This window comes from Microbacterium sp. MYb66 (assembly GCF_002979435.1).
Lineage (GTDB): Bacteria > Actinomycetota > Actinomycetes > Actinomycetales > Microbacteriaceae > Microbacterium.
In genome coordinates, this window is the sequence record NZ_PCOV01000007.1 from 66,260 (window position 1) to 91,277 (window position 25,018).

Here is a 25,018-nt window from a genome sequence, read left to right on the forward strand (position 1 = left end):
CGGGAGCTTCCGATGAGAGTCCTCGGTGCCGGTGACAACGTCGCCGATCGATACCTGCATCAGGCGATGCTGTACCCCGGCGGGAACGCCGTGAACGTCGCCGTCTTCGCCGCCCGGCTCGGTGCGCGCGCCGGCTACCTCGGCGTTCTGGGCGATGACGCGGCGGGGCGGCAGATCCTGCGGGCGCTGGAGGCCGAGCACGTCGACACCGCCCTCACGCGGGTCGTGCACGCGCCCAACGCGACTGCCGACGTGGAGCTGGTCGGCAACGATCGTGTCTTCCTCCGTTCGGATCGCACGACGGCGCTCTTCGAGCTCGACGACGCTCAGCTCGAGGCGATGGCCGACTATGACGTGGTGCACTCGGGATACGCCGGGCCGCTGCTGACGCGCATCCCCGACATGGCGCAGAAGGCGCGCGTCTCGTTCGACTTCGGAAGCCGCTTCGACGCGGAGGAGGTGCGGCCGTACCTGTCGCACCTCCACCTCGCGAGCTTCTCCGGTGGGCACATGGACGGGGAAGAGGCGCGGATGCTCGTGCAGCGGGTTCTCGACGCAGGTGCGGAATACGCGCTCGTCACGCTCGGCGCACACGGGGCGCTGCTCGGCTCCGCCGAGGGGATCAGCCAGCAGGCGGCCGACCGGGTCAACGTCCGCGACACCCTCGGCGCGGGCGACGCGTTCATCGCCGGAGTGCTCGTGGGCATCGGCACGGGCCGCGACATCCGCTCCACGCTGGTCGCCGCGAGCGCCCAGGCCGCCCAGGTCTGCCAGGTCAACGGCGCCTTCGAGCACGGGATCCCGTTCGACGCCGAGGCCGTGCGCCGCCAGCATGGGAACACACGACAGAGCAACGACGACCAGGAAGCGGTGAAGGCATGAGCCTGCGCATCGGAGTGGACACGGGTGGGACGTTCACGGACGTCTGCGCGTTCGACGAGGAGACCGGGCGCGTGCACGTGCGCAAGGTCTCGAGCACCCCGGACGACCCGGGGCGCGCGATCGTCCAGGGGGTCACCGAGATCCTCGACCAGATCGGCGGGCGCACGATCGACGAGGTCGGCTACTTCGCGCACGGCACGACGGTCGGCACGAACGCGCTCCTCACCGGCCGCGGTGCCCGCACGGGACTCATCACCACCCGCGGGTTCCGCGACCTGCTCGAGCTCGGCCGCGGTCGCCGCCCCAGCATGTACGACCCGCAGGCCGATAAGCCCACGCCGCAGGTTCCGCGTCATCTGCGCATGGAGGTCACCGAGCGGGTCCGTCACACCGGTCTCGTGGAGACTCCTCTGGACGAGGACGACGTGCGTCGTGCCGTGCGGGAGCTCAAGGATGCGGCCGTGGACTCGATCGCCGTCTGCCTCCTCTACAGCTACCTGAACGCGGATCATGAACGCCGCATCGGCGAGATCATCCGCGAGGAGATGCCCGACGTCTACGTCTCGCTGTCGTGCGACGTGCTGCCCGAGTTCCGCGAGTACGAGCGGCTGTCCACGGTCGTCACGAACTCCTACGTCGGCCCGGTCGTGGCGAACTACCTGGCGCGTCTGCGGCAGGTGCTCGCGGATCGCGGACTCACCGCGGTGCCGCACGTCACGCAGAGCAACGGCGGCGTCATCCCGTTCTCCACCGCCGAGGCGCTGCCCGTGCGGCTCGTCCTGTCGGGCCCGAGCACCGGGGTCGTGGGCGCTGCGCAGATCTGCTCGGCCGCAGGGTTCGACGACATCATCACCTTCGACATGGGCGGCACGTCCTCGGACATCTCGCTGGTGCAGGAGGGCCGCCCGAAGGTGACGGCGGGGATGGAGCTCGATGGACGCCCGGTGCGGTCGCCCATGCTCGACATCCACACCGTCGGTGCGGGCGGCGGATCGCTCGCCTGGATCGACAGCGGGAACCACCTGCGCGTCGGCCCGCAGAGCGCCGGGGCCTTCCCGGGACCCGCGTGCTACGGCAACGGCGATGACGCGGCGGTGACCGACGCGAACGTCGTGCTGCGGATGCTGAACCCGGAGTACCTGCTCAACGGGCAGATGAAGATCGACCGCAGCGCCTCGGTCGCCGCGGTGCAGCGCCTGGCGGAACCGCTCGGTCTGTCCGTGGAGGAGACGGCGCTCGGCATCCTCCGGGTCGTCACGGCCAACATGGCCAGGGCGATCCGCGTCGTCAGCGTCCAGCGCGGCTACGACCCCCGCGAGTACGCTCTCGTCCCGTTCGGCGGGGCGGGGCCCCTCCACGCCTCCCGGCTCGCGCGCGAACTCGGGATGCGCACCATCGTCGTCCCGGAGATCCCGGGAGCGCAGTCCGCCCTGGGCCTGCTCATGACCGATGTGAAGACGGACTTCATGCGCACGCTGATCACGGCGATCGACGACTCGTCCGCCGCGACCGTGGATGCGGTCTTCGACGAGCTCGCCCGGCGCGCCCAGGAGTGGTTCGTCGAGGAGGAGGTCGACGAGGGCGGACGCGAGCTGCGTCGGCGCATGGACCTGCGCTACCGCGGCCAGAACTTCGAGCTCGCCGTCGAGGTGCCCGAGGGACACGGCTTCGTCGAGCACGGGGTCGGCGCCGTGATCGAGCTGTTCCATGAGGCGCACGAGCGCGTCTACGGCTACCGCTCGGAAGACGCCGCCGTCGAGGTCGTCACCTTCCGCCTGGAGGCCTCGGGCTCGGCTGCGCACGTCGACGTCCGCCGTGACGAGACGAGCCCGTCGGATCCGGCGAAGGCGATCGTGGAGACACGGAGCACGTGCTTCGACCCTGCGGAGGGATACGTCGACACCCCGGTGTACGACCGCTCCCTCCTCACCCCGGGTGACGTGTTCACCGGGCCGGCGATCGTGGAGCAGATGGACACCACGACCGTGCTGCTGCCGTCCGACGCGTGCCGCGTCGACGAATATCGGAACCTCATCGTGGAGATCGGAGAACAGCGATGACCGCTGTCGAGTTGGACCCCGTGCTGGTGGAGGTCGTCGGCTCCGCGCTGTCGACCATCGTCGAGGAGATGAGCGAGACCCTGGTGAAGGCGGCGTACTCGCCGAACATCAAGGAGCGTCGCGACTGCACCGCGAGCCTGTTCGACGCCGAGGGGCAGGCGATCGCCCAGGACGAGGGCGGCTCGCCCCTGCATCTGGGTTCGCTCATGGGCATCGTGTCCGCGCTGCGTGAGCAGTACCCGCTGGATCAGATCCGACCGGGAGACGTGTTCATCGGCAACGACCCCTACACGGGTGGCGGATCGCACCTTCCCGACATCGTGCTGGCGACCCCGATCTTCGTCGACGGGGAGCTCACCGCCTGGGCGGCGACGCTGGCCCACCACGCCGACTTCGGCGACCGCGGGCACGCGCACATCTTCCAGGAGGCGATCCGCATCCCCCCGGTCCACCTGGTGCGCGAGGGCGTGCGGCAGGACGAGCTGCTCCAGCTCATCCTGCTCAACTGCCAGGTGCCGGAGGAGCGCATCGCCGACCTGCGGGCTCAGGAAGCCGCGCTGCGCGTGGCGGACACCCGCTACCGCGAGCTGTGCGAGCGGTACGGCGTCGACGTCGTGCGCGCGATCGGCGCGGAGCTGCTCGACTACACCGAGCGCCGGACCCGTGCCGCCATCCTGGAGTTCCCGGATGGGGAGTACTCGTTCGAGGATCGCTTCGACTGCCCGGAGCTGGACGACGAGCTCACCCTCCGTGTCCGCATCGTCGTGAGCGGCGACCGGATGCTGTTCGACTTCGCCGGCAATCCTCCGCAGGTCCGCGCCAGCGTCAACGTCGTGTGGACCGGTCTGTACGCGGCGGTCTACTACACGATCAAGACGCTGATCGATCCGGACATCGCGCCGAACGCGGGCCTCTACCGGCCGGTGACGATCGAAGCGCCGGAGGGGTCGATCATCAACTGCTCGGCGCCGGCGGCGGTGAACGGACGCAGCGAGACGTGCCAGCGCATCGTCGACCTGATCCAGGGCGCACTCGCCCCGGCGGTGCCCGAGCGCATCACGGGGGCGTCGAACGGTGCGAACACCGGCGTGCACTTCTCCGGGCACGACCGTGCGCGCGGCCGGGACTTCGTCTACCTCGAGACCATCGGCGGCGGCAGCGGGGCCCGGTACAACAAGGACGGTCTCGACGGCGTGCAGGTGCACATGACGAACACCTCGAACCTGCCGGTCGAGAGCCTCGAGACGGAGTACCCGCTCATGGTCGAGGCCTACGAGTTCATCGAGGACTCCGGAGGCACGGGGGAGCACCGCGGGGGCATGGGCATCCGGCGGCGCATCCGGGCGGAGGCCGAGGACGTGCACTTCTGGCTCGACACGAGCCGGCAGAAGTCGCAGCCCTGGGGCGTGTTCGGCGGCGGTTCCGGTGCTTCGGCGCGATGCACCCTGAGCGAGGACGCGACCCCGATCGATCACGGCTACACCGTGCTGCAGCCGGGGCAGTGGGCCTCGATCGAGACCGCGGGAGCGGGCGGCTACGGCGATCCGGCAGCCCGTCCGGACGCGGCCCTCGAGGCGGACGTCCGCGACGGCCGGGTGTCGGCGGAGACGGCCCGACGGCACCGAGACTGAGCCGCGTCTCCTCAGACGGCCGCGGCGGAGTCCCGCACCAGCAGCTCGGCGGTGAGCATCTGGCGCGCGGGCTCCGCCGTTCCTCCGCGGATGATCCCGACGAGGGTCGTCGTCGCGGTCGCCCCGAGTCGCTGACGCGGCTGCTCGATGACGGTGACGGCCGGCTGCACCATGGTCGTCCAGTCCTGGTCGTCGAAGGCGATGAACGACAGGTCGTCGGGGATGACCAGACCGGCGGAGCGGATGCCGCGGAACGCGCCCGAGCTCAGCACCGCGTCGGTGGCGTGCAGCGCCGTGGCCTCGATGCCGCGCGCGAAGAACTCCTCGACCGCCTTCTGCGCGTCGGCGGTCGTGTAACCGGAGCGGATGATCAGGGCGTCGTCGATCTCGATGTCGGCCTGCCGCAGCGCACGGAGGTAGCCGACGAGGCGCTGTGCCGACGGCCTCAGGAGCGAGAGGTCGAAGTCCTCCGCCGGTCGATCGGTGAAGCTCTCGAGCGTGGAGCGCACCTGCGAAGCCTCGGTGACCAGAGCGATCCGGCGGTGGCCGTCGGCGATGAGCGCTCGCACGGCCTGCTCGGTCGCGTCGACGTGGTCCACGGAGACCAGGGGCAGGTTCTCGAGTCCCGGCATCCGGCGGTCCAGCAGCACGATGGGCATGCCCTCGCTCTCGAGGCGGATGATCGCCGAGGGGTCGGGTTGGAACACGGGCGCGATCACGATGCCGTCCACCCGCTGCTCGGCGAGGAGCTCCAGCGAGCGCGCCTCGATGTCGGCGTCGTTGTCGGTGTTGCTCACGAGCACTTCGAATCCCGCCGCTCTGGCGGTGTCGGCCAGGCCGCGCAGGACCGCCGAGAAGAACGGGATGGCCACGTCCGGGACGACGATGCCGATGGTGTTGGTGGCGCCGGACTTCATGGCCCTGGCCAGCTGGTTCGGGCGGTAGCCCAGGCGGTCGGCGGCCTCGAGGACCTTCTTGCGCGTCTTGTCGCTGGCCGACCCGTTCTGCGCCAGCACGCGCGCCGCGGCGGACTTGGACACCCCCGCGGCCTCTGCGACGTCGATGATCGTCACTGCTCCGTGCGCCATGCGTGGTCCCCTCGTCGGTCGATGGCATCGTAGCGGACGAGACGTCCTCCACCATCGCGGCAGATCACCGTGCGGTAAATCTTCCTCAATGATATTGACATCGTTCCCAACGTGCGTAAGAGTAAGACGAATACCAAGCGGGAACGTTCCCAATATGGTGTTGAAATGCAGTTTCTCCCACCGAAGAAGACAGGAGGAGGAGGTTCACCGCAGAACCCGGTCACAGCGGGCGAGCGAGCACCCGAACGGCTCACCGCGTCCACAGCCCGGCTCTCGGCATCGACGCCGAGCACGCACTTTCTCTTCTTCCCGCCCTAAAGGGCCCTCAAGAGACGGACTCACAGCATGAACACTCTCACCACCCGATTCCCGCGCGGCACCCGCGCTCGCGGGGCGCGGATCATCGGCCTGGTCGGCGCCGCGACGATGGCACTGACCCTGGGCCTCGCCGGCTGCGCGAGCGGCTCCGACAGCGGCGGCGGTGCGGCCGCCGCCGACCAGACCCTCAAGATCGGGTTCTCGGCCGAGCCCCCCGGGTTCAAGACCGGTGTCGACCAGGGGTCGGCGAACCGACAGCTCACCACTCTCGTGCGCCGCGGCCTGCTCTCGTACGGCCCCGACGGCGAGGTGGTCCCCGCGCTGGCCTCCGACTACGAGGTGAGCGACGACGGACTCACCTACACCTTCACCCTCCGCGACGGACTCGCGTTCTCCAATGACGAGGACCTCACCTCCGAGGACGTGAAGCGGACCTTCGAGTTCCTGGCCGTGCCCGAGAACGGCGCCGCCGACCAGACCTCGTTCGCGAACATCGCCGGCATCGAGACGCCGGACGACACCACGGTGGTGCTCACGCTCTCCGAGCCGCAGACCGCGCTGCCGAAGGTGATCGCCAACCCCCTGAACGCGATCGTGCCCGAAGAGGCCGTCGACGCGGACGGCGTGCCCGTCGGTGCCGGACCCTTCATGGTCACCGACTACAAGAAGGGCGTCTCGTACACGCTCGAGGCCGACCCCCACTACTACGAGGCCGACTCCGTCGAGCTCGACAAGATCGTGATGACGTTCATGGCCGACGCGCAGACCCGTGTGAAGGCGCTCGTCGGCGGTCAGGTCGACTTCATCGACTACGTGCCGGCAGCGGACTACGCCACCCTCGAGAACGCGAACGGCGTCACGCTCGACACGGCGCACGGTCTCTACGGCGCGCTCCAGTTCAACCTGACCGAGGGCCCGCTGGCGGTTCCGGAGGTGCGTCAGGCCATCGCCTACGCGCTCGACCTGGAGTCGCTGAACGAGGTCGGCACCCTCGGATACGGCACCTCGAACGGCGGCCTGCCGATCCCGGAGGACAGCGAGTACTTCGACGAGGAGCAGGCGAACCATTTCGCCCAGGACGTCGACAAGGCGAAGGATCTCCTCGCCGAGGGCGGGTACGCCGACGGCGGCTTCAGCCTGACGCTGCTCACCAACTCGCAGTACTTCGGCTACAGCGAGCGGGCGCAGGTCATCAAGAGCGACCTGGAGAAGATCGGCATCACCGTGGAGATCGAGACCGGCGACTACGCCAACCAGATCGCCAAGGGCAACAGCGGCTCGTACGACCTCATGATCGGGGGACCGCCCGCGGCGATCAACGACCCCTCCGCCCTCACCGGAGCCTTCATCGGCGGTCCGACCTTCGTCCGCAGCTTCGGCATCGACCAGGAGCTCTACGCGAGCCTGCTCGACGAAGGCGCCAAGACCGCGGACGGCCCGGAGCGCAAGGCGATCTACCACGAGCTGGGCGAGATCTACCTCGAGGACGTGCCGTTCGTGACATGGGGGCAGGGTGCTGCCGCCTACGCGTACTCCGACGACCTGGAAGGATTCGAGATGCTCAGCGGGCCGATCGTCTACTCGTCGATGTACAGCCTGGCCGGAGCACGGCTCACCGACTGAGCCGCGCCACGACGGCGCCCTCTGACTCGAATGGGTTCTCAATGATTCGCTACATACTGCTTCGACTCGGACTGGGTGTCGTCACCGTCTGGGGTGCCGTGACAGCCGTCTTCCTGGCGCTGCACGCCGTCCCCGGCGGACCGGCATCGATCATCCTCCAGGGGGGTGCCGGCGGCGGGGACGTCAACCCCGCCGCCGTCGCCGCCCTCGAGAAGGAGCTGGGGCTGGACCAGCCGCTGCTCGTCCAGTACTTCACGTACCTCGGCGACCTGCTGCGCGGTGACCTCGGCGACTCGATCAAGTACGCGACGCCGGTGACCGAGATCATCGCGTCGCCGCTCGGGAACACCGTGGCCCTGGTCGTCATGGCGCTCGTCATCGGCGGCGTGGTCGGTGTCGCCTTCGGCGTCGTGTCGGGCAACTGGCCGGGGAGCGTCGTCGATCGGGTGCTGTCGGGACTCATCTCGGTGGCCGTCTCGACGCCCGGCTTCGTGATCGCGATCTTCCTCTCCCTCGTCGTCGGCCTCAGCCTGGGCTGGTTCCCGTCTCTCGGCTACAGTCCGCCGGAAGACGGCATCGGCCCGTTCCTCTCCTACGCCTTCCTGCCGAGCCTGGCGCTGTCGTTCGGCTTCCTCGCGATCGTCGGACGGGTCATGCGGACGTCGATCCTCTCCGTGAGACGCGAGGACTGGGTCCGCACCGCTCGAGGGATGGGCCTGCCGCGGACGCGGGTGTTCCGGCGTCACGTCTTCCGCAACGCGGTCAACCCGGTGGTGACCGTCGCCGGCCTGCAGCTGGGCGGACTGCTCGGCGCCACCGTCCTGATCGAGCAGGTCTTCAACTGGCCGGGCATCGGCAGCACGCTGCTCAACGCCATCAACGGCCGCGACTATCCGCTCGTGCAGGGGATCGTCATCCTGTTCGCCGTGGTGTTCATCGTGACGAACCTCGTCGTCGATCTCCTTTACCGATTCCTCGATCCCCGAGTGGAGGGCTGATCCCGATGCGCAACGCGTTTCGAACCGTCTGGAACAGGTCCAGCCCCGGACTCTTCATCACGACGTGCGTCATGCTCGTGGTGCTGCTGTTCATCTTCATCTATCCGCTCTTCAGCGTCGTCAACCCGCTCACGCAGGACGTCGCGAACGCCTTCGCCCCGATCGGGACCCCCGGCCACCCGCTCGGGACCGACAACCTGGGTCGCGACACCTTCGCCCGACTGATCGTCGGACTGCGGACCGAGATCATCGTCTGCGCGTCCGGCACCCTGCTCGCCGCGCTCATCGGGACGCTCATCGGCATCCTCGCGGCCTACTTCCGCGGGTTCGCGGACCTTCTGCTGATGCGGGTCGTCGACGTCGTGCTCGCCTTCCCGAACCTCGTTTTCGCGATGCTCATCGTCTCGCTCTACGGCGCCAGCGACCTGACGGTCGTGGCGGTCTGCGCGATCGCGTTCTTCCCGAGCTTCGCCCGTCTCACCTACGGCGAGGTGCTCTCGCTGCGCCAGGCGCTGTACGTGGAGTCGGCCGAGCTGTTCGGCGGCACCCGCTGGCAGATCATCCGCGGCCCGCTGCTGCGCGGGGTCGGCCCGCTGGTTCTCGCGCAGGGATTCCTCACCCTCGCCTTCGCGGTCGGACTCGAGTCGGGCCTCAGCTTCCTCGGTCTCGGGATCACGCCGCCGCGTCCTTCGCTCGGCCTCATGATCGCCACCGGTCAGCAGTACTTCATGCAGAGTCCCTGGCAGCTGCTCATCCCGAGCATCGTCCTGGTCGCCCTGCTCGTCTCGCTCGGGTACGTCGCCGACTGGGTGCGCGATCTGCTGGATCCGCGCGGAGTGACCCGGCGTCGTCGTCCGGCGAGGACGATCGCCGCACAGCGCCGCAACAGCCTGCCGTCCGGACAAGGGGTCAACGCATGAACGCTCAGGGAGAGAACCTGCTGACGGTCTCCGGCCTCGACATCGGGGTCGCGGGCAAGGCGATCGTGCACGGCGCCTCGTTCACCGTCGCCCGCGGCGAGGTCGTCGCGATCGTCGGGGAGTCGGGCGCCGGCAAATCCATGACGGCGATGGCGATCCCCGATCTCCTCCCGCCCGGCACGACCCGCGGCGGTTCGATCCGCTTCGAGGGCAAAGAGCTGCTCGACGCGTCCGAGGCGGAGATGCAGCGCTACCGCGGCGCCGAGATCGCCTGCGTGTACCAGGAGCCGATGACGGCGCTGAACCCTCTGCACACGGTGGGCGACTTCCTCGCGGAGGCCATCGGCGCGCATGAGAACGCGACGACCGGGCGCCGCCGCGAACCGCAGGAGCTGCTCGAGCTCGTCGGGCTCGGCGGGTACGACGACCTCCTCAGGCGCTATCCGCATCAGCTCTCCGGTGGCCAGCGTCAGCGGATCATGGCCGCGGGCGCCGTCGCGTGGGAGCCGAAGCTGCTCATCGCCGACGAGCCGACGACCGCTCTCGACGTCACGACGCAGAAGAACCTGCTCGCGATGTTCCGCGAGGTGGTGCGCCGCGAGGGCATGGCGATGATCTTCGTGACGCACGACATGGGTGTCGTCGCGGACATCGCCGACTCGGTCGTGGTGATGCGCGACGGCCTCGTCGTCGAGACCGGTGACGTCTACTCGATCTTCGCGAGCCCGCAGCACGACTACACCCGCTCGCTGCTGGGCGCGGCCCGCGCGCTGCACGGCGCTCAGGCCGACATCGCGGCCCCGGCACACGAGCAGACGGTCGCCCATGATGCGGATGCCGCCGGAACGGCCCGGTCGGAGTCGGTGCCGGAGTCGGTGCCGGAGTCGGAGTCGGCCGCACAGACACCGACGTCGGATGCGGCGCCTGCCGTGGCGCTGGAGGTGCGCGACCTCGTGGTCGAGTACCGGCGTTCGGGGCTGCGGCGCCCGCGGACCGAGGAGAACCGGCGTGCCGCGGTGCAGGACGGGAAGCTCACCGTCGCCCGCGGCGAGACCCTCGGCATCGTGGGGGAGTCCGGCTCGGGCAAATCCACGATCGCGCGGGCGATCCTCGGGCTCGCGCCCGTCACCGGCGGTTCGGTCTCGCTCGCGGGCGTCGAGCTCGTGGGACTGCGCGGTCGTCGTCGCCGACGGGCGCTCTCGCGACTCGGGGTCGTCTTCCAGGACCCCACCTCGTCGCTCGATCCGAGTCTTCCGCTCTGGCGTGTGGTGACCGAGCCGCTCTGGCGCAGCGGCACCGTGCGCGACACCAGGGAGCTTCGGCGACGTGCGCGCGAGCTGCTGGTCGACGTCGATCTCGACCCGACCTGGATCGACCGCCGACGCCACGAGCTGTCGGGCGGGCAGCGGCAGCGCGTCGCCATCGCCCGGGCCGTCTCGCACCGCCCCGACGTGCTGATCGCGGACGAGCCGACCTCGGCGCTCGACGTGACGGTGCAGGTGACCGTGCTCGAGCTGCTGGCGCGTCTGCAGCGCGAGCACGACTTCGCCTGCATCTTCATCAGCCACGATCTGTACGTCGTGTCGACCATCTCCGACCGGGTGCTCGTGATGAAGGACGGGCGGATCGTCGAGAGCGGCGCGACCGCCGACGTCATCCATGACCCGGAGAACGAGTACACCCGCACGCTGCTCGGCGCCATCCCGGTGCCGGATCCGGTGGCGCAGCGGGCGCGGCGCGATGCGGAGGAGTCCGTGTGGTCTCCGGGAGGAGATCTGTGATGCGGCCCGAGTACGCGACGCCCGGCCGGTACGGCGCCAAGGAGGTGGCCGTCGGCACGCGCGGGATGGTGGTCAGCTCGGAGCCGATCGCCGTCGAGGCGGGAGCCGCCGTGCTGCGCGACGGAGGCAACGCCCTGGATGCCGCGCTCGCCGTCGCCGCGACGCAGCTGGTGACCGAGCCGCACATGACCTCGCTCACCGGGGGCATCTCGCTCGTGTACCGCGAGGCGTCGTCCGGCGCTGCCGCGTATCTCTCCGGCAACGTCAACGCACCTCTGGCGGAGCTGTCGGACTTCGGCGGCGCCGACCTCACCCGGGCGCGCGGCGTGCCCGTGCCCGGATGGTGGCCGGCGTTCACGGCCGCCCACGCGCGCTTCGGATCGCTCTCGGTGGGCCGACTGCTCGCTCCGGCGATCGATGCGGCGCGGGAGGGCTTCGCGGTGTCGCCGTATCTCTTCGGCGAGATGTACAACGCGCGGCAGAACCTCGGGCGCAACCCGGAGTCCCGGGAGATGTACTTCCGGGACGGGTCGATCATCGGTCCGGGCCAGGCCCTCGTGCAGGAGCGGGTCGCGCGCACGCTGGAGCGGCTGCGCGACGAGGGTATGAGCTACTACCTCGGCGACTTCGCGCGGGCCTTCTGCGCGGCGAGCGATTCGGACGGCGGGGTCATCTCGAGGGCCGACTTCGAGGCGTACCGGCCGGAGTGGGCCGACCCGGTGCGGGGGACGTATCGGGGGTTCGAGGTCATCGGCTCGGCTCCCCCGGACGACGGCGGGCTGCAGCTGGTCGAGGCCTTCAACATCCTGGAGAACCTCGACCTCGCGGCACTGGGTCCGGCGAGCGCCTCGCCCGAGACGCTGTCGGCGCTCATCGCCGTCCACAACGCCGTCTACTACGCGGCCCCTCGCGAACGGCGCTTCCGTGAGAACGAGCGCATCATGGACGTGCTGCTGTCGAAGGAGTACGGCCGCCAGCGGTTCGAGCTGCTCGACACGCTCGCCGGCCCCGCCGGAGCTGCGCCGCCCTCGCCGGGCACCATCCACCTGTCCGTCGTCGACGCCGACCACAACGTCGCCACCCTCACCCACTCGCACATGGCCTCCCCGTGGGTGAACGGGCTGTTCGCCGAGGGGTTCCAGCTCGCCGGCGGAGGATCCTTCTTCCAGCGCGTGATGCCGCAGCCGGGTGAGCGCGCGACCATCTATCTGGCACCGAGCATGGTCCTGCGCGACGGTGCGCCGGTGATCGCGTCGGGGTCGCCCTCGGTGTCTCTCGTGGCCTGCGTCCTGCAGAACCTGGTGAACCTCATGGACTTCGGCATGCCGATCGAGCAGAGCGTCGCCGAGCCGCGCTTCGGTGCGCGCCCGCACGAGCCCGCCCGGGGATGGGTGCCGGGAACGACGCTCGAATCCGGCTTCCCCGACACGGTGCTGGCCGAGGTGCAGCGCTGGGCCGGGCGCAATCGCCTCTGGACGCGGGAGATCGGGCCGTGGAACTCGATGGCCGGGAACTTCGACGGCATCACGATCGATCCCGTCACCGGGGAGATGCGGTCGTGCGGCGACCCGCGGCGGATGGGCGTCGCCGTCGCGGCCTGACCTCGGGGGGCCGATGGATCGCGCGAGCCGTAGCCTGGGGCCATGACGATCACACCTGCACGCACGGCCGTCGAGGTCGTCGACTGGCGGCGCCGCGTCTTCGCCCTGTATGCCGCGGTGCGTCACGCCGACGAGCCGGAGGAGGCGCACGAGCTCTGGCGGATCGAACGGGACGACCTGATGCTCCGGCATCCCGCCACGCCCCTGCTGCCGGACGCGCGCGCGCTGTTCGAGGGGCTGCCGATCGCCTCGTACGATCCGCAGTGGCGCTTCGAGCTTCCGATCGTGCCCGCGGATCCCGGCGGGTTCGAGTTCGCGACCGGAACCGACGGCGTCGTGCCGTTCGAGCGGGTCGGCAGGGTCGAGATCCCGGATGCCGGATCGCTCGACGTGTGGCGGCTGAAGTCGTACGGCGGAGGTCTCTTCGTGCCGGTGCGCGATGCGCTCGCCGGGCGCCCCGGGGGCACCTACGGCGGGGGACGCTACCTGCTCGACACGGTCAAGGGCGCCGACCTCGGCTCCGACGCCGAGCGCGGGACGATCGTGCTCGACTTCAACTTCGCGTACAACCCGTCGTGCGCCTACGACCCCGCGTGGGCCTGCCCCCTGGCGCAGCCGGGCAACGTGCTCCCGGTGGCGGTCCCCGTCGGGGAGATGTACGCCGGCTGAGGAGGCGCCGGCGGTCTCCTACCGCGCGCGACATCTCGTGGTTTAGGTCTGTTTAGTGGATTCGAATCCCAACCCACCACGTTGTATGCCTATTTTCGCGCCGACTTTCGGGCGCTGACTCGCCTTGTTGACTTAAGTCGGCAAAACCGGTTTACTAAGCGTGTTCGGCCTCCCGTAAAGGCCGTGCGCCGCACAGCAAGGAAGCCGGCACCCGAGCTTCCGAACGAAGGAGTTTCTCGCAATGAAGCGTTATGCAGGTGTCCTCGCCTTGGCCGCCCTCGCCCTGCCCCTCGCCGCCTGCGGCTCGACCGGCGGCGGCGACGCCCCCGAGAGCGCAGAGCTGACCTCGGGTCCGATCACGATCTGGTACTCCACGAACGAGCAGGAGATCGCCTGGGCGGAAGCCGTGGTCGAGGCCTGGAATGCCGATCACCCCGATGAGAAGGTCAAGGCCGCCGCGATCCCGTCCGGCAAGTCGTCCGAAGACGCGATCGGCGCGGCGATCACGGCGGGCAACACGCCGTGCCTCGTCTACAACACGGCCCCGGCCGCAGTGCCCGCCTTCCAGAAGCAGGGTGGACTGGTCAACATCTCGACGACCTTCGACGACGGGGAGTCGTTCATCACCGAGCGGTCGGGGGCCGCGGCAGACGGCTTCCGCTCGCCCGACGGCGACCTGTACCAGGTGCCGTGGAAGGCCAACCCCTTCATGCTCTACTACAACAAGGACGTCTTCGCGGCGGCCGGACTCGACCCCGAGAACCCCGAGCTGGCGACCTATGACGACGTGCTCGCGGCCGCGGCGGCGATCAAGGAGAGCGGTGCCGCCGACTTCTCGCTCTACCCGCCGGCATCCGGCGATTACACCAACGCGCTCTTCGACTTCTATCCGTTCTTCCTCGCCAACTCCGGCGGCACGCAGCTGGTCAGCGACGGCGCCGCCGCGTTCACCAGCGACGAGGGCCTCGAGACCCTCGAGTTCTGGAAGACCCTCTACGCCGAGGGCTACTCCTCGGCCGAGGCGTACAGCGGCGACGCCTGGGCCGGGCCCTTCGCCGACGGGGTCTCTGCCATGGGCATCGCGGGCCCGTGGGGCGCCGGGGCGTTCGACGGCAAGGTCGACTACGGCATCGTGCCGCTTCCGACCGCCGACGGCACCGCGCCCGAGGAGACCTACACGTTCGGCGACTCGAAGAACGTCGGCCTCTACACCTCGTGCGAGAACAAGCAGACCGCCTGGGACTTCGTGAAGTTCTCGATGGATGCCGACAACGACCTCGCCCTGCTCGAGACCACCGGGCAGTTCCCCATCCGCGGTGACATCGACGCGATCGCCGGGGACTTCCTGGCCGGCGACCCGGTGCTGTCGACGTTCGCCGCCTCCGTCCCGCTCACCGTCGACGTGCCGAACGTCGCCGGTGCGACCGAGATGTGGCAGACCTTCCGCGACGCGTGGGGTCAGGCCGTGCAGGCCGGCGAGGGTGATCTGAAGGAGACCTTCTCGACCGCCGCAGACAAGATCGACGCCCTGATCGCCCAGGGCTGATCGATCGGATCGGTTCCCCCGCCGATCACCCCGGGGTGCGCGCGATCGCGCACCCCGGGCTCCGCTCCGTGCACCCGCAGGCGCGCGCGGTCGCGTTCTCCCTCCCTCCGAGGCGTCCGCCTCGCCTGCCCTTCGGCACACCGGCAAAGGAGCCCAGCCATGAGACGCATCACCGCGTTCATCGCCTTCACCGTCGCCCTCGTCATCGGCTCGTCCGCGCTCACCACGGCGCCGGCCTCCGCCGCCCCCCAAGACGATGTCGCGACGGTCATCGACCGCCTCGAGGAGTACTACCTGGGGCAGGGCGACGACATCATCATCGCGAACGGCATCTACCTCGCCAAGACCTCGGAGGCGCTGGAGTACGTCGCGTCGCAGAAGGAGGACGGATCGTGGGCCGACGTGGACTACGCCGATCGCACGAGCTCGGCGAACGGCAGCGTCTGGTCGGCCTACACCGCGCTCTACCGGATGCTCGCGATGACGCAGGCGTACAAGGACCCGAAGGCCGCGGGCCACGGTGACAAGCGCCTCGTCGAGGCGGTGCAGCGGGCGCTGCTGCACTGGGACCGGGTGAACCCCGGCAACACCAACTGGTGGGAGACCGAGATCGGCGAGTCGATCGCGATGGGACGCATCTCGATGTTCCTCGGCTCCGAGCTCAGCGAGGACGCCTTCCGCGTCAGCCTCGCGCACAACACCGGCAAGCTCGACCCCGTCGGGGCGAACGGCGCATGGCGCACCTCGAACTACATCTTCGAAGCCCTCTCCACCGGCGACATCGCCAAGGTGAAGGAGGGGTTCGCGACGATCGTCGCGACCATCGCGGTCGACCACTCCGGCACCGTGAAGGAGGCGGTCCAGCCGGACGCCAGCTTCTGGGCCCACGGTGCGCAGCTGTACAGCGAGGGCTACGGGATGGTGCTGTTCACCTACGCGGCCCTGTGGTCGGACGTCGCCCGCGGCACCGGACTCGCGTTCACGCGCGAGCAGCTGGATTCGATCGCCTTCTACTTCATCGAGGGAACCCGCTGGCTCATCCGCGGCGAGATCGGCATGCTCTACCTCAACTATCGACCGCCGAAGACCGTGAGCGACATCACCAGCCACGCCTCCGAGTTCATCGAGCCGCTGCAGCGCATGGTGCGCACGGACGCCCTCTACTCGACCGCCTACCAGGCCGTGCTCGACGGGGTGCTCGGCAAGACCGAGACGAACGGCGTGACCGGCGCGAAGTACTTCTGGCGCTCCGAGTTCGCCTCTCACCAGCGCGACGACTACGGCATCTTCACCCGCCTGAACTCGTCTCGTACGTTCGGCGTCGAGCTGCGCACGTCCTACCGCGACGATCTCGGCAACCCCGTCTTCTGGAACGCGATGGGCTCGACCGCCATCCAGGTCAACAACCGCGAGTACCTCGATCTGGGACCCGCGTTCGACTGGTGGCACTACCCCGGAGTGACCGCACCCGACGAGAAGCGCACGGAGCGCGGGTTCGAGAACCGCGGCCGCAACGGAGACGGCGCGAGCTTCACCGGCGGCACGTCCGACGGGGAGTTCGGCGCGAGCGTGCTCACCCTCGACGCCGCGGGCACCGGCGCGCGGAAGAGCTACTTCACCTTCGACGAGGGCATGGTCGCGCTCGGCGCCGGCATCGCCTCGACGAGTGACGCCGCCGTGCACACGACGATCAATCAGGCCTCCGCCAAGGAGAACGCGACCGTCGGCGGCAAGCCCGTCGCGGGCGAGGCGGACGGCCAGAGTGTCGGTGGAGCCCGGTGGGCCTACAACGACGAGGTCGGATACGTCTTCGCAGGCGGCCAGGACGTGAAGGTCTCGAACCGGGCCCAGTCCGGCAGCTGGGAGGGTCAGGAAGCCGTCAGTCGCGACGCGTTCACGCTGTACGTGGACCACGGGACCAAGCCGACCGCGGGCACGTACGACTACACGGTGCTGCCGGCGGCCACCCCCGCCGAGGTCGAGGCGTTCGCCGACGAGCCCGCCATGCGGACGCTCCGCAACGACACCTCGGTGCAGGCGGTGCGGCACGACGCGGCGGGGATCACCATGGCGACGTTCTACGCCGCCGGGACGCTGGACCTCGGCGGCGGCCGCGCGCTGACCGTCGATCAGCCCAGCATCGTCCTGCTGGACGAGCGCGGCGAGACCCCCGTCGTCAGCCTCTCCAACCCCGACCGCCCCGGGCTGTCCGTCGGGGTCTCCCTCACCGGCGCCGGCCAGGACCGGCACGCGAGGTTCGCGCTGGGGTCGGGCGAGAACATGGGCAGGACCGTCACTTCCGCACTCGCCGCGGGCCCGCTGCCGGCGACCTCTGCGTTCTCGGCGAGCAGCACCGCCGACGGCTCGTCCGTCGCTGCGCTCGGGGATGACGACCGGGACACCGCGTGGCGATCGGCCGGTGACGGCACGCAGTGGGCGGCCGTCACGCTGCCCCGCGGATCGTGGGTCACGAAGGCGACCATCGACTGGACGGACGCTCCCGCCGGCGACTTCGTCGTGCAGACATCGCGGAACGGGGTCGACTGGGCCGACCGGGCCCATGTCACCGACGGCGACGGCGGGGTCGACGAGATCCCCCTCGACCCGACCCCGGCGGAGCACGTGCGCGTACTGCTGCTCGACGGCGAGGGAGAGGCCTACGGCATCCGCGAGCTGTCGGTGGCGTCGAGCATCAACCTCTCGATCGACAGTGCGACGCGGGCTTCGGGCTACGCGGGATACAACCTCGTCCACGCCCTCGCCGACGGCGATCCGTCCACGCGCTGGCGCGGCAACAACGCCAACAGCGCCTGGGCGCAGATCGATCTCGGCGAATCGAAGCCGGTGTCGACGGTGCGCCTCTCGTGGGAGGCGGCGTACGCCAAGGCGTACCGGATCCAGCTGTCCGACGACGGCCGGAGCTGGCGCGACGCCTATGTCACCCCTTCCGCGGGGAGCGACGGCGGTGTCGATGTGATCACCCTGAACGACCAGAGCGCCCGTTTCGTGCGCATGCAGACCGTCACGCGTGCTCTCGACTACGGACCCTCGCTGTGGGAGTTCGAGATCTTCTCCGACCGGCTGGTCGCCGAGGCCCCCGCCGTGCCGGTGGGCAACGCCAACCTCGCGCTCGGCCGCCCGACGACGGCCGACAGCGTCCACCAGAACAACGCCACGATCACCGGGCCGAAGGCGACCGACGGCTCCCGCTCGACCAAGTGGTCGTCGGCCCGAGCGGCCGCCGAGCACTGGCTGCAGGTCGACCTGGAGAGCGTGCGGTCGGTCTCGCGCGCCGTGGTCGCCTGGGAGGCAGGCACGTCCAACGACTACCGCATCGAGGGCTCGGTCGACGGAACGACCTGGGTGCCCATGGCGCGCGTCCAGGCGGCGCAGCCGACGCTCATCCATCAGCACGACTTCGCGGCGACCGACGTACGGTACGTGCGCCTGTCCGGCATGCCGGCGACGCAGTACGGGCTGAACATCTGGGAGCTCGAGCTGTACGGCGGGTACACCTTCGAGTGTGCGGGACCGGTCTCGGCCGGGCGCGACGGCACGGCGGTCGTCGCCGCGACGGTGTCGCCGGTGAACCCCGCCGACACGTTCTCGGCAGTGGTGACGGACGACTCCGTCGCGACCGTGAAGGGCGACGCCCGCGTCTCGGCAGACGGCCGGGTCGAGGTCGACCTCGCGACCCGCGAACCCGGACGCACGACCGTCGGCATCCGCCACCAGGGCGGCAGCGAGATCGCCTGGTGCACGGTCACGGTGGTCGCCGACACGGGTGGGCTGCAGGCGCAGGTCGACGCGGCGAACACCCTCGACAGCACGGCTTACACGCCGGCCAGCTGGAAGCCGCTGCTGCCCGCGCTCGAGGCGGCCAAGGACGTGCTGGCCGCGCCCGGGTCACCGCAGGCGCAGGTGGATGCGGCGGCCGACGCTCTTGCGGCGGCACTCGCCGGGCTCGTCCGACTGGATGCCGCTCCGAGCGCGCCGCGCGATGTCATCGCGACCGCTTCCGGCAGCCGGGTGAACGTGCAGTGGACGGCGCCCGAGAGCGTGGGCGGATCGCCGATCATCGCGTACGAGGTCGCCGTGGGCGACCGCGTCGTGCAGGCCGAAGGTGCCGTGCTCACCGCAGCCGTGACCGGGCTCGCCGCCGGCGAGTACGCCGTGACGGTGCGGGCGCAGAACGCGGGCGGGTGGTCCGTGCCCTCCGCCCCGGTCGTCGTCGCGGTCGATCCCGAGGTGGTGACCCCGCGCGTGACGGTCGAAGGCTCGCCGAAGGTCGGCGGACGCATCGATGTCAGCGGCGTCGGGTTCGAGCCGGGGGTCGAGTACACCGTCCAGCTGCGTTCCACTCCCGCCGATCTCGGCACCGTGACCGCCGAGGCAGACGGCACCTTCGCCTTCCGCGGCGTCGTGCCCGACGACATCGAGGCCGGCGCGCACACGCTCGTCGTGATGCTCGGCGGTGCGGACATCGCCTCGACATCGGTGCGGATCGCGGCGGCAGGGGGCCCCGGTGCTCCGGGTGGTCCCGGCGGCGGAACCGACGGATCCGGCGCACTCCCCGCCACCGGGGGCGACCTCGCCTGGCTGCCGTGGACACTCGCCATGGCGCTGCTGCTGCTGCTCTCGGGCGCCGCAGCGATGAAGGCGCGACGGCAGCCCCGCGACTGAATGGCGGAACCGACGAAGGGGCCGTCTCCTCCGGGAGGCGGCCCCTTCGTCATGCCCTCCACGAACGCCTGGCCCTGTGTGGGGGGGTGGGGGACCGGACATGCAGAAGGGCCGCCTCCCCGGGCGGGAGGCGGCCCTTCTGAGGCTTCGGATCAGAGGCGGGTGAGCTCCGCGACACCGATCGACGAGTCGGCCATGCCGTAGAAGACGAACGTCCGTCCGCCGATCTCCTCGACCGCGGTGGGGAACACGACGTTTCCGAGGGTTCCCTGCAGCTCCTCCGCGGTCTCGGGTGCGAGCAGGGGCTCCTCTGAGCGGGCGAGCACGCGGCGCGGGTCCTCCGCGTCGAGCAGGATCGCGCCGGCCGAGTAGCGCGAGCCGTACGCCAGCTCGAAGCCCTTCGGGGTGGCGCCGGAGACGCCGTGGTGCAGCAGCAGCCAGCCCTCCGGTACGCGCAGCGGCGAGGGGCCGGCGCCGATCTTCGCGCTCTCGTAGGCCATCTCGGGCCCGACGATCATCGCCGAGTCGTGCACGCGGGTGAGGGCCGTGACGTCTGCCGTCGCCGCGTCGAGGTCGATGTAGCCGATCCAGATCGAGGGGCGCACCTCGTCGATGCCCGCCGGGGGTCGTGCGCCCTCGCCGGGTCGCAACCAGTCGAGATCCCACATCGGACGGTGCAGCACGGCGATGCGCGGCTTCCCGTCAGGACCGGGCACCGGCTCGGGGAAGAAGACGATGTCCTTGTTGGCGAACAGGTTCAGGTCGGTCGCGAGCTCGGGCTGGTAGGCGAACTGGATCGGGCCGAGACGGTGCCAGGTGACGGTGTCGCGCGAGTAGGCGAGCGCCGGTCGGGGCCCCAGCGGTCCGTAGGCGATGTACGTCATGACGTGCAGGCCGAGCGGCTCCAGGAAGGTGATGCGCGGGTCTTCGACTCCGGCGTTCTGGTGGCCGTGCTCCCACTGCTCGTCGGGGGAGAGCACGACGCCGAGGCGCTCGACCCCCGTCGGCACGCCGTCGTCGATGAGGACGCGCGCCCGGGCGATGCGCGAGACGTTGCCCTCGGCCACGACTCGGGGGTAGAGGTAGAGCTCGCCGTCCGGTCCCCAGGCGGTGCCGGGGTTGAGGACGCCCTCGACCTCGAGCGGGTCGGCGGGATCGGCTGTCATGATCGTCCCCAGTCGCGTCAGGGCGTAGGGGATGGCCGTGGTCGGAGCGGGGGAGGGGGATGGGGTCATTGCCTTGCTTTCGGGGTGTTTCGGGGTCGACGGCTCAGCCCTTGATGGCGGAGCCGAGGTTCGCGGACGTGAAGTGTCGCTGGAACATCAGGAACAGCACGACCACGGGCACGGCGAGCACGCACGCACCCGCGAGGACGGCTCCCATCGGGTTCTCGAGGAACGAGCCGTTCGTCTGCGAGAAGTTCGCGAGGCTGACGGCGAGCGTCTGCTTCGTCGCATCCTTGGTGACGAGGAACGGCCAGAGGAACTCGTTCCACGGACCGATGAACGTCACCAGCATCGCCGTGAGCACGGCCGGGCGCACGAGCGGGACCGCGATGAGGAGCAGGATGCGCAGTTCGCTGGCTCCGTCGATGCGAGCGGCGTCGAACACGTCACGAGGGATCTGCAGGAAGTACTGGCGGAAGATCAGCACGGCGACCGAGTTGATCGCGAACGGCAGGATCATCCCGATGAAGTTGTCGGCCAGGCCGAAGTAGCGCACGACCATGACGTACAGCGGGATCATGAGCAGCTGGAACGGGATCGCCTGCACGAGCAGCACGAGCGCGAACACGAGTCCGCGTCCGCGGAACGACAGGACCGCGAGCGCGTAGCCCACGAGCAGCCCGAAGACGAGCGTGCAGCCGACCACGCCGGCGGTGAAGATGAGCGAGTTCAGCAGCGAGCCGAACAGGTTCACCGATTCGTTGATCTCGACGAAGTTGTCGAAGGTGAGGTTCTGCGGCAGCGGGAGAAGGCCGAGGAGGCTGGTGTCGCGTTTGCGCTGGAGGGCGCCGATCACCATGTAGTAGAACGGCACGAGTGCGGCGAGGGCTCCGACGAGGAGCAGGGCGAATCGCAGGGCGGAGATCACTCGACCGCTGCGGCCGGAGCGCGTCGTCCGGGTGGTCTCGGCGGTCATCGGGTCCTGCCTTCCGTGATGCGGCGCGAGACGAGCGAGACGATCATCACGGCGACGACGAGGATCATCCCGATCGCGGCGGCGATGTCGGGCTTGCCCTGCTGGATCCCCTGCTGGTACATGAGCAGGGCCGGTGTCATGGATGCGCCGTTCGGCCCGCCGCCGGTCAGCAGGTACGGCTCGGTGAAGATCTGGCCGGTGGTGATGATCGACAGCAGCACGACGAGCGAGGTCACGGGGCGCACCGCGGGGAGCGTGACCGAGCGGAAGCGCTGCCAGCGTCCCGCGCCGTCGAGCTGCGCGGCCTCGTGCAGCTCCTTCGGCACGTTCTGCAGGGCGGCGAGGTAGAGCAGGATGTAGAAGCCGAGGTTCTTCCACGTGACGTACACCGCGATGAGCGGCATGATCAGAGCCGGGTTCGCGAGCCACGAGGGATCGGGCGCGAGCGATCCGAGCATCGAGTTCACGACGCCGTTGCCGTTGAAGAGGAAGATCCAGACCGCGAGCGTCGCGACGGATGCCGTGACGTACGGGACGTAGTACGAGATGCGGAAGAAGCCCTTCCAGTGCACGACGGCGTCGAGTCCGGACGAGAGCACCAGGCCGAGGACGACAGTGAGCGGCACGTTGATGACCAGGAAGATCAGGAGATTGCCGAACGCCTGATGCACGACGGGGTCGCCGAGGACCGTCGCGAAGTTCTCGAAGCCCACGAAGGGGTGGGGCACCTCCACGCCCGGGGCGGTGAAGTAGAAGTCATGCACCGACATCCAGATCCCGAAGCCGAAGGGGATCAGGAACACCACGATGACGAAGAGAGTGTAGGGGGCGCTCAGCAGCAGGCCGAGCGGATTCTCGCCGAGCCAGCGACGCAGCGTGCTCCCGCGTCGGCGGACCCCGACCGTCGATTCCTGCGCTGGTGCGTCACTGCCCATGGCGTTTGTTCCTCACTGATACGACCGTCCGCCGGTGCCCGCACATCGAGCTTCGGTGGGGTCCCGGCGTTGACAACCCTCTTAGTAAACCGGTTTTGGCGCTGAGGGTCAACCTGCACCAGCGGAGGGGGAAGATCCGCGCCGAGGCACCGTCATGAAGCGGATATTCTCGCCGCGATCCCTGACTAAATATCGCTAAACGGTCGGCTACACTACCAATCATGAACGCGATCTCGCCCGACGAACCAGGCGCCGGAGCAACGGCATCCGCCTCTCCTGCGGGCGCGCCTCGCGACCGCCGGATCACGATCGGCGACGTCGCCGCACGGGCCGGGGTGTCGAAGAGCGCGGTCTCGTTCGTGTTCAACGGACGCCCGGGCGTCGGCGAGGGCGCCAGGGAGCGCATCCTCGAGGCCGCACGCGAGCTCGAATGGCGGCCGGATGCTCGGGCGCGCGCGCTGTCTCGCAGTCGGGCGCAGGCGCTGGGCCTGGTGATCCGACGCGAGCCGGAGCTCCTCAGCACCGACCCCTTCTTCCCGCAGTTCGTCGCCGGAGTGGAGAGCCACCTGTCGACGGTCGGCTATGCACTGGTGCTCCAGGTCGTCGACGGCGAGCAGGCCGAGCATGACGCCTACTCGCGCTTCGCCCATGAGGCGCGCGTGGACGGAGTCTTCCTCACCGACCTGCGCATCGAGGACGAGAGGCCGGCGGAGCTGGCGGCTCTCGGCATGCCCTGCGTGCTGCTCGGATCGGGCGGCGGCGAAGACACGGCGCCCATCGGTCTCGACGATGCCGCGGGCATCCGCCGCGCCGTGCGTCACCTGCACGCGCTCGGACACCAGCGCATCGCCCACGTGGCGGGCGCCGATCGGTACGTGCACTCCCGTGTGCGCCGCGAGGCGTGGGAGTCCGAGGTGCGCCGGCTCGGCCTCGAACCCGGGGGCATCGCGGTCGCCGACTTCACCGGCGCCTCGGGTGCGCGCGCCACCCACGAGCTCCTCGATCACCCCGAACCGCCGACGGCGATCATCTACGCCAACGACATCATGGCGATCGCGGGCATCTCCGCCGCGATCGACCGGGGGGTGCGGGTTCCCCAGGACCTCTCGATCATCGGCTTCGACGACATCCCGCTGGCGCCGTACATCATCCCGCCGCTGACCACGGTGCGCCAGGACGTGTTCCAGTGGGGCAGCGCCTGTGCGCGCACCCTCGTCGCGATCGTCGAGGGCGGCGAGCCGGGTGCGGTCGACCTGCCCCCGGTCGAGTTCATCGTCCGGGGAAGCACAGGACCGGTCCGCGGCCAGGATGCGGCGCCTGAGGTCGGCGAGTGAACGCCGCCCCTCCGCGGCTGGTGGCGTTCGATCTCGACGACACTCTCGCGCCGTCGAAGAGCGCGATCGACCCCCGGATCGGCAGGCTGCTGCTGGCTCTCGCGGAGCGCGTCGAGGTGGCGATCATCTCCGGGGGCAGGCTCGAGCAGTTCACGGCGCAGGTCGTCGACAGGCTGCCGCCGGCGAGTGCCGAGACGCTCGAGCGCTTCCACCTGCTGCCGGCGTGCGGCACCCAGTACTACCGCATCCGCCCCGACGGCATCGAGACCGTGTACGCGCTCGACCTCGACGCGGCGCAGCGGGCGGAGGCCATGGTCGTGGTCGAGGAGGAGGCGCGGCGGCTGGGACTCTGGGCCGACGAGACCTGGGGTGACATCGTCGAGGACCGCGGGTCGCAGATCACGTTCTCGGCCCTCGGGCAGCGGGCGCCGATCGAGGCGAAGTCCGCGTGGGATCCGACCGGCGAGAAGAAGAACGCGCTGCGCGCCGCCATCGCGGCCCGGCTGCCCCGGCTGGAGGTGCGCTCCGGGGGGTCGACGTCGATCGACATCACCGAACGCGGCATCGACAAGGCCTACGGGATGAACCGACTCGTCGAGCAGAGCGGCATCCCGCTCGACGACATGCTCTTCGTCGGGGACCGCCTCGACCCCGAGGGGAACGACTACCCCGTGCTCGCCCTGGGCGTGGCGTGCCATGCCGTGACCGGGTGGGAGGACACCGCCGCCTACCTCGAGGAACTCGTGCCGACGCTGCCGGCGTGAGGAGTTCGGGCTGACAGGATGCTGAGCACCGAGGAGACGGAGT

General features: G+C 69.8%; 17 protein-coding genes. 13 read left to right on the forward strand and 4 right to left on the reverse strand.

Annotated features, from left to right (window positions below; translation table 11 throughout):
* The first annotated feature begins 12 nt into the window (after positions 1-12).
* From CQ045_RS14135 to CQ045_RS14145, 3 genes are read left to right on the forward strand one after another with little or no spacing between them, the layout of a single operon-like run.
* Positions 13-882, forward strand: a complete 870-nt coding sequence (locus tag CQ045_RS14135; RefSeq protein WP_105724788.1) for a PfkB family carbohydrate kinase — start codon at positions 13-15, stop codon at positions 880-882.
* Positions 879-2,942: a hydantoinase/oxoprolinase family protein gene (locus tag CQ045_RS14140; RefSeq protein ID WP_105724790.1), complete on the forward strand. Its 2,064-nt coding sequence runs from the start codon at positions 879-881 to the stop codon at positions 2,940-2,942. The genes CQ045_RS14135 and CQ045_RS14140 overlap by 4 nt, the downstream gene beginning before the upstream one ends.
* Complete coding sequence (locus CQ045_RS14145) at positions 2,939-4,573, forward strand: hydantoinase B/oxoprolinase family protein (protein WP_105724792.1); 1,635 nt, start codon at positions 2,939-2,941, stop codon at positions 4,571-4,573. Before CQ045_RS14140 ends, CQ045_RS14145 begins: the two co-directional genes overlap by 4 nt.
* A gap of 11 nt (positions 4,574-4,584) precedes the next feature.
* On the opposite strand, the gene CQ045_RS14150 is transcribed toward CQ045_RS14145, so the two are convergent.
* Positions 4,585-5,661, reverse strand: a complete 1,077-nt coding sequence (locus CQ045_RS14150) for a LacI family DNA-binding transcriptional regulator (RefSeq protein ID WP_105724794.1) — start codon at positions 5,659-5,661, stop codon at positions 4,585-4,587.
* Positions 5,662-6,006: 345 nt separating this feature from the next.
* Here CQ045_RS14150 and CQ045_RS14155 point away from each other — a divergent pair, with 345 nt between their 5' ends.
* The 8 genes from CQ045_RS14155 to CQ045_RS14190 all read left to right on the forward strand — a co-directional run bounded on the left by CQ045_RS14155 (position 6,007) and on the right by CQ045_RS14190 (position 19,800).
* Entirely contained in the window at positions 6,007-7,602 is a 1,596-nt protein-coding gene (locus CQ045_RS14155) for an ABC transporter substrate-binding protein (RefSeq protein WP_105724796.1), read from the forward strand.
* Between the two features lie 41 nt (positions 7,603-7,643).
* Positions 7,644-8,600 (forward strand): ABC transporter permease, encoded by a 957-nt coding sequence (locus tag CQ045_RS14160; RefSeq protein ID WP_181156573.1) that lies wholly within the window; start codon positions 7,644-7,646, stop codon positions 8,598-8,600.
* 5 nt (positions 8,601-8,605) lie between these two features.
* Positions 8,606-9,520 carry an ABC transporter permease gene (locus tag CQ045_RS14165; protein ID WP_105724800.1) on the forward strand — a complete coding sequence of 305 codons (915 nt, stop codon included), beginning with the start codon at positions 8,606-8,608 and terminating at the stop codon, positions 9,518-9,520.
* Positions 9,517-11,301, forward strand: coding sequence for an ABC transporter ATP-binding protein (locus CQ045_RS14170; protein WP_105724802.1), 1,785 nt, complete (start codon positions 9,517-9,519; stop codon positions 11,299-11,301). The genes CQ045_RS14165 and CQ045_RS14170 overlap by 4 nt, the downstream gene beginning before the upstream one ends.
* Positions 11,301-12,902 carry a gamma-glutamyltransferase gene (locus CQ045_RS14175; protein WP_105724804.1) on the forward strand — a complete coding sequence of 534 codons (1,602 nt, stop codon included), beginning with the start codon at positions 11,301-11,303 and terminating at the stop codon, positions 12,900-12,902. The genes CQ045_RS14170 and CQ045_RS14175 overlap by 1 nt, the downstream gene beginning before the upstream one ends.
* Before the next feature lie 42 nt (positions 12,903-12,944).
* Positions 12,945-13,571: a DUF1684 domain-containing protein gene (locus CQ045_RS14180; protein WP_105724806.1), complete on the forward strand. Its 627-nt coding sequence runs from the start codon at positions 12,945-12,947 to the stop codon at positions 13,569-13,571.
* A 241-nt stretch (positions 13,572-13,812) separates the two neighbouring features.
* Entirely contained in the window at positions 13,813-15,117 is a 1,305-nt protein-coding gene (locus tag CQ045_RS14185) for a sugar ABC transporter substrate-binding protein (RefSeq protein WP_105724808.1), read from the forward strand.
* A 159-nt stretch (positions 15,118-15,276) separates the two neighbouring features.
* Positions 15,277-19,800, forward strand: a complete 4,524-nt coding sequence (locus CQ045_RS14190; RefSeq protein WP_105724810.1) for a polysaccharide lyase family 8 super-sandwich domain-containing protein — start codon at positions 15,277-15,279, stop codon at positions 19,798-19,800.
* A 152-nt stretch (positions 19,801-19,952) separates the two neighbouring features.
* Here the strand turns inward: CQ045_RS14190 and CQ045_RS14195 are convergent, their stop codons facing one another.
* Genes CQ045_RS14195 through CQ045_RS14205 form a run of 3 tightly spaced genes read right to left on the reverse strand, consistent with a single transcriptional unit; the run spans position 19,953 to position 22,877 of the window.
* A complete protein-coding gene (locus CQ045_RS14195; protein WP_105724813.1) occupies positions 19,953-21,035 on the reverse strand; it encodes a glycosidase in 1,083 nt (360 codons plus the stop codon).
* Positions 21,036-21,069: 34 nt separating this feature from the next.
* The gene (locus CQ045_RS14200; RefSeq protein WP_105724816.1) at positions 21,070-21,942 is read right to left on the reverse strand and encodes a carbohydrate ABC transporter permease; all 873 of its coding nucleotides are present in this window, start codon (positions 21,940-21,942) and stop codon (positions 21,070-21,072) included.
* Complete coding sequence (locus CQ045_RS14205) at positions 21,939-22,877, reverse strand: carbohydrate ABC transporter permease (RefSeq protein WP_105724818.1); 939 nt, start codon at positions 22,875-22,877, stop codon at positions 21,939-21,941. Before CQ045_RS14205 ends, CQ045_RS14200 begins: the two co-directional genes overlap by 4 nt.
* Before the next feature lie 221 nt (positions 22,878-23,098).
* On the opposite strand from CQ045_RS14205, the gene CQ045_RS14210 reads away from it, so the two are divergent.
* Together CQ045_RS14210 and CQ045_RS14215 are read left to right on the forward strand one after the other, a co-directional pair.
* Entirely contained in the window at positions 23,099-24,211 is a 1,113-nt protein-coding gene (locus CQ045_RS14210) for a LacI family DNA-binding transcriptional regulator (RefSeq protein WP_105724820.1), read from the forward strand.
* The gene (locus CQ045_RS14215) at positions 24,208-24,975 is read left to right on the forward strand and encodes an HAD-IIB family hydrolase (RefSeq protein ID WP_105724822.1); all 768 of its coding nucleotides are present in this window, start codon (positions 24,208-24,210) and stop codon (positions 24,973-24,975) included. The genes CQ045_RS14210 and CQ045_RS14215 overlap by 4 nt, the downstream gene beginning before the upstream one ends.
* Positions 24,976-25,018: the final 43 nt, after the last annotated feature.